Source organism: Acinetobacter sp. IRS14, assembly GCF_034650275.1.
GTDB lineage: Bacteria > Pseudomonadota > Gammaproteobacteria > Pseudomonadales > Moraxellaceae > Acinetobacter > Acinetobacter oleivorans.
Window position 1 is genome coordinate 1 of the sequence record NZ_JAOVFN010000045.1, and the last position, 5,977, is coordinate 5,977.

The 5,977-nt window shown below is 35.4% G+C and carries 6 protein-coding genes; all 6 read right to left on the reverse strand.

All coding sequences use genetic code 11. The annotated features are described in order from the left end of the window. Positions 1–112 precede the first annotated feature (112 nt). The 6 genes from ODQ17_RS18890 to ODQ17_RS18915 all read right to left on the reverse strand — a co-directional run bounded on the left by ODQ17_RS18890 (position 113) and on the right by ODQ17_RS18915 (position 5,428). Positions 113–691 (reverse strand): TerD family protein, encoded by a 579-nt coding sequence (locus ODQ17_RS18890; protein WP_322905582.1) that lies wholly within the window; start codon positions 689–691, stop codon positions 113–115. Positions 692–729: 38 nt separating this feature from the next. Further along, positions 730–1,443 carry a TIGR00266 family protein gene (locus ODQ17_RS18895; protein WP_322905584.1) on the reverse strand — a complete coding sequence of 238 codons (714 nt, stop codon included), beginning with the start codon at positions 1,441–1,443 and terminating at the stop codon, positions 730–732. A 338-nt stretch (positions 1,444–1,781) separates the two neighbouring features. Next, positions 1,782–2,357, reverse strand: a complete 576-nt coding sequence (locus ODQ17_RS18900; protein ID WP_068565079.1) for a TerD family protein — start codon at positions 2,355–2,357, stop codon at positions 1,782–1,784. Positions 2,358–2,440: 83 nt separating this feature from the next. After that, entirely contained in the window at positions 2,441–3,508 is a 1,068-nt protein-coding gene (locus ODQ17_RS18905) for a DUF475 domain-containing protein (protein ID WP_322905586.1), read from the reverse strand. A gap of 59 nt (positions 3,509–3,567) precedes the next feature. Next, positions 3,568–4,146, reverse strand: coding sequence for a TerD family protein (locus ODQ17_RS18910; RefSeq protein WP_068565083.1), 579 nt, complete (start codon positions 4,144–4,146; stop codon positions 3,568–3,570). A gap of 97 nt (positions 4,147–4,243) precedes the next feature. Further along, positions 4,244–5,428 carry a TerD family protein gene (locus tag ODQ17_RS18915; protein WP_322905588.1) on the reverse strand — a complete coding sequence of 395 codons (1,185 nt, stop codon included), beginning with the start codon at positions 5,426–5,428 and terminating at the stop codon, positions 4,244–4,246. Positions 5,429–5,977 lie beyond the last annotated feature (549 nt).

The following is a 5,977-nucleotide window of genomic DNA, read 5'->3' on the forward strand; positions in this document are numbered from 1 at the left end:
TCTTACAAAAAAAGAAAATGGTTTCCCAATAAGGTAACTTGTTATAAATCATCTTTCTATAATCCACCATTGCTTTAAACAATGGTGGAAGTATTACCTTAAAAACTAAAAATTAAATATGAGGTAAAACATAAGGAGCAATATCTTTGAAAGTCCGACCATGTGCTTTTTCACCAATTGCATGCACTTTCCATGCATCATTATGGCGATAAATTTTTGCAATAATTATACCAGTATGCGCCCCTTGTGAAGAAAGTTTATAACTTGCAATCTCCTGATTACTTGATTGATCAACCAAGCGGCAGAATGCATTTTCAACTTTCTCAAAAGTTTGACCTCGGAAACTATTAACAGTAAATACCAAAGATTTTACGTGTCGAGGGATTTGATTAAGGTTGACTCGAATTACTTCATCATCACCACGCCCCGCTCCAGTTAGATTGTCCCCAGAATGTCGAATGCTGCCATCTTTACTTTGTAGTTGCCCAAAGTACACGACATCGAGCATTTTTTTATTTTCATCAAACAAAATTACAGAAGCATCAAGGTCGATATTACCACCACCGCCAAAACCTAAAAATCCTTTACTTTTTGCAATATCCCAACCCACCCCTAAGAAAACTTGTTGAAGACTACTACCATCTGCTTTTTGCAAACTGATTTTTTGGCCTTTTTCTAAATTAATTGCCATGTTATGGATCTCTCTTAAGACTATAAAATAATTACTTTTTAATTAGACTGATGACGATTTAACGTTGACATCAACCATTGCAAAAAATTATCTCGGTTCCTCGAACAAATGATGACTTTTCCAGTGCCTGAAAAACGCAATACCATACCTTCTCCACTGGTTACACTATTCACCAAGTTGCCAAGAAAACCATTATTTTGGGAAGTTGAAACAGATAGTTGATAATTTAAACGCGAATCCCAACAGACTACATGGCCATTATCAATAACAACCTCTTTATTCGGTCCTACTTCTATCTCAAACAAAATTCCACAACCAGAAACTACCACCTGTCCCTGCCCACTGGTTTCCATGACAAGAAAACCGCCAGTACTCCCAAAAAAAGCTCCACCAAGACTGCTATTTAATCTTGCTTTGACATGAACTGAATCATGTGCAGCAACAAATGCACCATCACTTAATATGTATTGGGTTGCCCCAACATCAAGAATTTGCATATCACCATCTAGTGACGCAGATAATAAACAGTCGCCATCTCCGCGCACAGCTTCAATATGCTGTTGGAATAAAGACTCATCATTCGCAAAACGACGTAATAAGGATTGCATTAAACCTCCCTGTAGCCGCCCCTTCAACTCCAGAGCATCTTCCATCATGACCATTGCATTACTTTCACAATAGATCCGATCCCCACGGCGCATTGCAACATGTAAGAATGGTTCTGGTGACCCCACTAAACTAAAATGTGCCATTTTATTGATCCTTTTTTAATTTCTAACAACTTTAAAATGACTAGGCTTATTAAGATTCTAAAGTGAATGACTGTTTGGCACGGTATTTCAAATTGATTATAAAATGTCATATATCACTTGAACGATACTGTGGATCAACCACAGAAGTAATGTTATCTAACTCAAAATTCGCTAGATATTGAACATACATATAAAAAAAGAAGACACCCTGAAAACATCATTTAATTTTATTTTTATTCACAAACTAGACTTAACATATAAAGAAATAACCTATTTCTATCATTTATAAATATAGAAAAAAGAAAGATAGTGTCTAAGCACTATCTTTCAATTATTCATTAAACAGCAACACCATACGAAGCAGCTAATGGTCCTAAACCACCAGCAAAACCTTGACCAATTGCACGGAATTTCCATTCACTACCATGCTTATACAGCTCACCAAAGATCATAGCCGTTTCAGTGCTACTGTCTTCAGATAAGTCATAACGTGCAATTTCGCTACCACCAGCATTGTTACTTACACGAATGTAAGCATTAGCAACTTGACCAAAGTTTTGGTTACGAGTTTGACCATCATAAATTGTGACAGCAAAAATCACTTTTGAAACATCAGCAGGAACCATGCTCAAGTCCACACTTAAAGTTTCGTCATCCCCATGACCTTCACCTGTGCGGTTATCGCCATTGTGAACTACAGAGCCATCAGATGATTTTAAATTATTAAAGAAAATAAAGTCATTATCAGCACGAACCTTACCATTTTCATTGACTAAAAATGCAATTGCATCAAGGTCAAAAGCTACGCCATCAGTCACACGAGGATTCCAGCCTAAACCCACAGTTGTTTTGGTAATACCAGGTGCTTCTTTTGTTAAACTAACGTTACCACCTTTGGTTAAGCTAATTGCCATTTGAGTTACTCCTTTTAAATTTCAACTCATTGTTTATATGATTAAATTGATAATCACCCTATAGATGATCTATCTAAAAGTTCTTATGAAGTTTGTGTTTGATTTTTAGTGTAAGCGATTGAAGACAGTACCGCCCATGCAATGAAGGCAATACCAATTAAACCTGTTACAACTTCAGGAACATGGCCACCAGTTCCTGTGTACAACATAATTGCCGCTAATGCTCCGATGGCATAATGCGCGCCATGTTCTAAATAGATAAAGGCTTCCAAGGTGCCTTTTTCAACTAAATAAATAGTCATTGAACGGACAAACATGGCCCCAATTGCTAAACCCAGCATAATAACGACAACATCATTTGTGATCGCAAATGCACCAATAACACCGTCAAAACTAAATGAAGCATCTAACACTTCAAGATAAAGAAAACCACCAATACCAGCTTTAACAAGATTACTTGACTTGTTTTCTATTTGTTTCTCATCTGAGTCATCACCACTGCTTTCCAATAAATGACCAATGACTTGAACACCAATGTAGACCACGATGCCCCAAATACCAGCGACAATTACAACTAGTTTCTCCTCTGCAGGAACAAATGCAGACATGATAAGTAGAGCAATTAATGACACAAATACCGACATTGCAGGGATATTAGCTAAATTAGATAAATGCACTTCTAACCAATGGAACCAATGTGTATCTTTGCCATCATCAAATAAGAAATTTAAAAATACCAATAGCAAAAACATACCGCCAAAAGCTGAAATTTCGGCATGATGAGCTAACAATTTCTCTGAATACGCTTTGGGATCATTTAATGCTAACTTAGCAACTTCAATCATTCCCATGTCAGCAGTTACGCCAACAATCAGTAAGGGGAAAACTAAGCGCATACCAAATACAGCAACCAAAATCCCTACTGTAAGAAAAATCTTTTTCCAAAATTCATCCCAGTTCCGTAATATTGATGCATTAACGACAGCATTATCAAAAGATAAAGAAACTTCCATTACTGCCAATACACCTGTAATCAATACGGCTTTAAGCATCATTGAAAAACCAGCATTCGGACCATGCGTAAGCCCCCACCATGCTGACAACCCCAAACAGATCACTGTAAAAAAAATTGAGAACCGAAAATGTTTCATTTCTTTCCTTTTATAAAGAACTAAAAAGCATTCATCATTTATTTATTAAAATGATAATCTTAGCCAGTTTGAATACCATATTGTTGACACATTGCAGCTAACCCACCTGAGTACCCTTGACCTACGGCTCTAAACTTCCACTCACCGTTATGACGATAGACTTCTCCAAATACCATTGCGGTTTCAGTTGAATAATCTTCTGCTAAATCAAAACGTACTACTTCGACTTGTGTGTCTTGGTTTACTATTCGAATAAATGCATTGGCAATTTGACCAAAATTTTGACTTCTTGCCTGAGCATCATGAATGGTTACGGTAATTGCGATTTTTTCAACTTCAGGAGCAACTTTTGAAAGATTAACTAGTAAAGTTTCATCATCTCCATCCCCCAGACCAGAGCGGTTATCACCTGTATGTTCTACTGAATCATCTTGTGATTTAAGTTGATTATAAAAAATAAAATCATGATCGCCGCGGACCTTACCACTAACCGTTAATAAGAATGCGCTCGCATCTAAATCAAACGCAGCGCCATCAGTTACACGCTCATCCCATCCTAATCCAATCAGGATTCGAACCAAATTAGGATCTGTTTTGCTTAAAGATAAGTTTCCACCTTTATTTAAACTAATAGCCATTTTGTATTTTCTCCCCGTCTAAACCAAAAATTCATATCATTAATTATTTGTATATAAAAAAGTTTTTCTTGATTAATCTGTAATCTAAATATGAAGATTATTTACGGCCTACAACCCAACGCAAACCAAAACTGAATGCTTGATCCAATTCTCGATGACCTGCAACGTAACTCACGTGCCGTTGGACTTGAATGTCATCACTTTGATTTATCAATTCCACAATACCGCACATACCTAAAGGCTGCCCTTCAGTTAAACGAATTTCAATTGGAGGTTGATTAGGAACATAAATCGTCGCAACTGCATCAGTTTCAGCCCAATTTGGTGCACCATCGTAAATAAAAGCAAATAACACCACTCGACGAATTTGTTGCCAATACTCTCCATTAATTCGGAGCCATTCGCCTTCTTTTAATGCACCAGTACGATCATCTGCGGAGAGCTGGATAAATGGGTATTGATTAAAATCACCAAATCGATCGCCTAATGCCTGAATAACCGATTTAGTACCATCTTGCATTTCAAATAGACAACCTAAATCCAAATCAACTTCCTGATTCTGATTAAGAAGTTTTTTAAAGAAACTACTGGATTGAACCTGTTGAGAACGCTGATTCCAATTCAGATTAATTTTAATTTCCCCAAAACCATGCGCCTGTTTTTGTAAATTAATTTTATTATTACTTTTATCCAGAGTAATTTTACTTAAATTAATTTTCGGTTGAGGGACTGATGTTGGTGGTGCCGATATCGTAGGGTGATCACTAATTTCAACCCCAAAATATTCAGACAGAGGTTTTAAACCACCATTGAATCCTTGATTCACAAAACGAAACTTCCATTGATCTTTATAACGATAAACTTCGGTCAGAATCAGCGCTTTTTCTGTTTTTTCAGTGCTTTTTATAGTTGCTGTAGCTGTGAGTTGATCATTTTCCCATAATTCAACTTGAATATCCTGAATTACATTAAATGTGCCTTCGCTATCAACCGTAGCGCACACAGCGATCTTATTGATATCACAATCTAACATTTGGGTATTAATGTTAAATTGAGCGATATAGGACATATTATTTGTCGTCTCATTCAATTTAACACTACAGTTTGGTGTCTGCTTTTGACCATAAAAAATCATATCTGCATCACCACGAACCTTACCTTGAGAATTTAATAAATAAGCTGTTACATCCAAACCTATATCAGATGGTAATACCGTTTTAAATCTCAGATAAAATTGCGAGCAGCTCAAAGCCAGATTTGCACCCGTCATGAGTTGTTGCATTAATCTTTCCCCTTAAATTTTATATTTTGTAGCTGATTTAGCTCAATTTTATTAATTTCTTGAGTCTAATAAAAAATCGAAATTTAGACTGAATGAATTACCGCTTTAGCGAATAAACTATGTGATAATTCGATCACAATCATAAATTTATTAAATCTAAATTATAAAAATAGACATAAAGGTCTTTATATTACACAAATACTGTAATTTATGCTGCGCACATTGATCAAATTTTGCATTTTTAGTTTAATAATTAATTTGTTAGGACAATAGTAATTAGTTTACAGGCTTCTTTTCTACCTTGTTCACATAGGAGCAAGCATTTGGATGTCAGAAATTTACTATGAAATATATAAATTTGTGCTAAAAATTATAGTTACTTATATATCTGATTAAGTGTCTTGTTCTTTTAATTAAATCAAATTTATTAGAAATCAATTTACCCAATTGGATAGTTATCGGCCTTATTTTAAACTAACTACTAAATGTAATTAATACGATCTTACAAAAAAAGAAAATGGTTTCCCAATAAGGTAACTTGTTATAAAT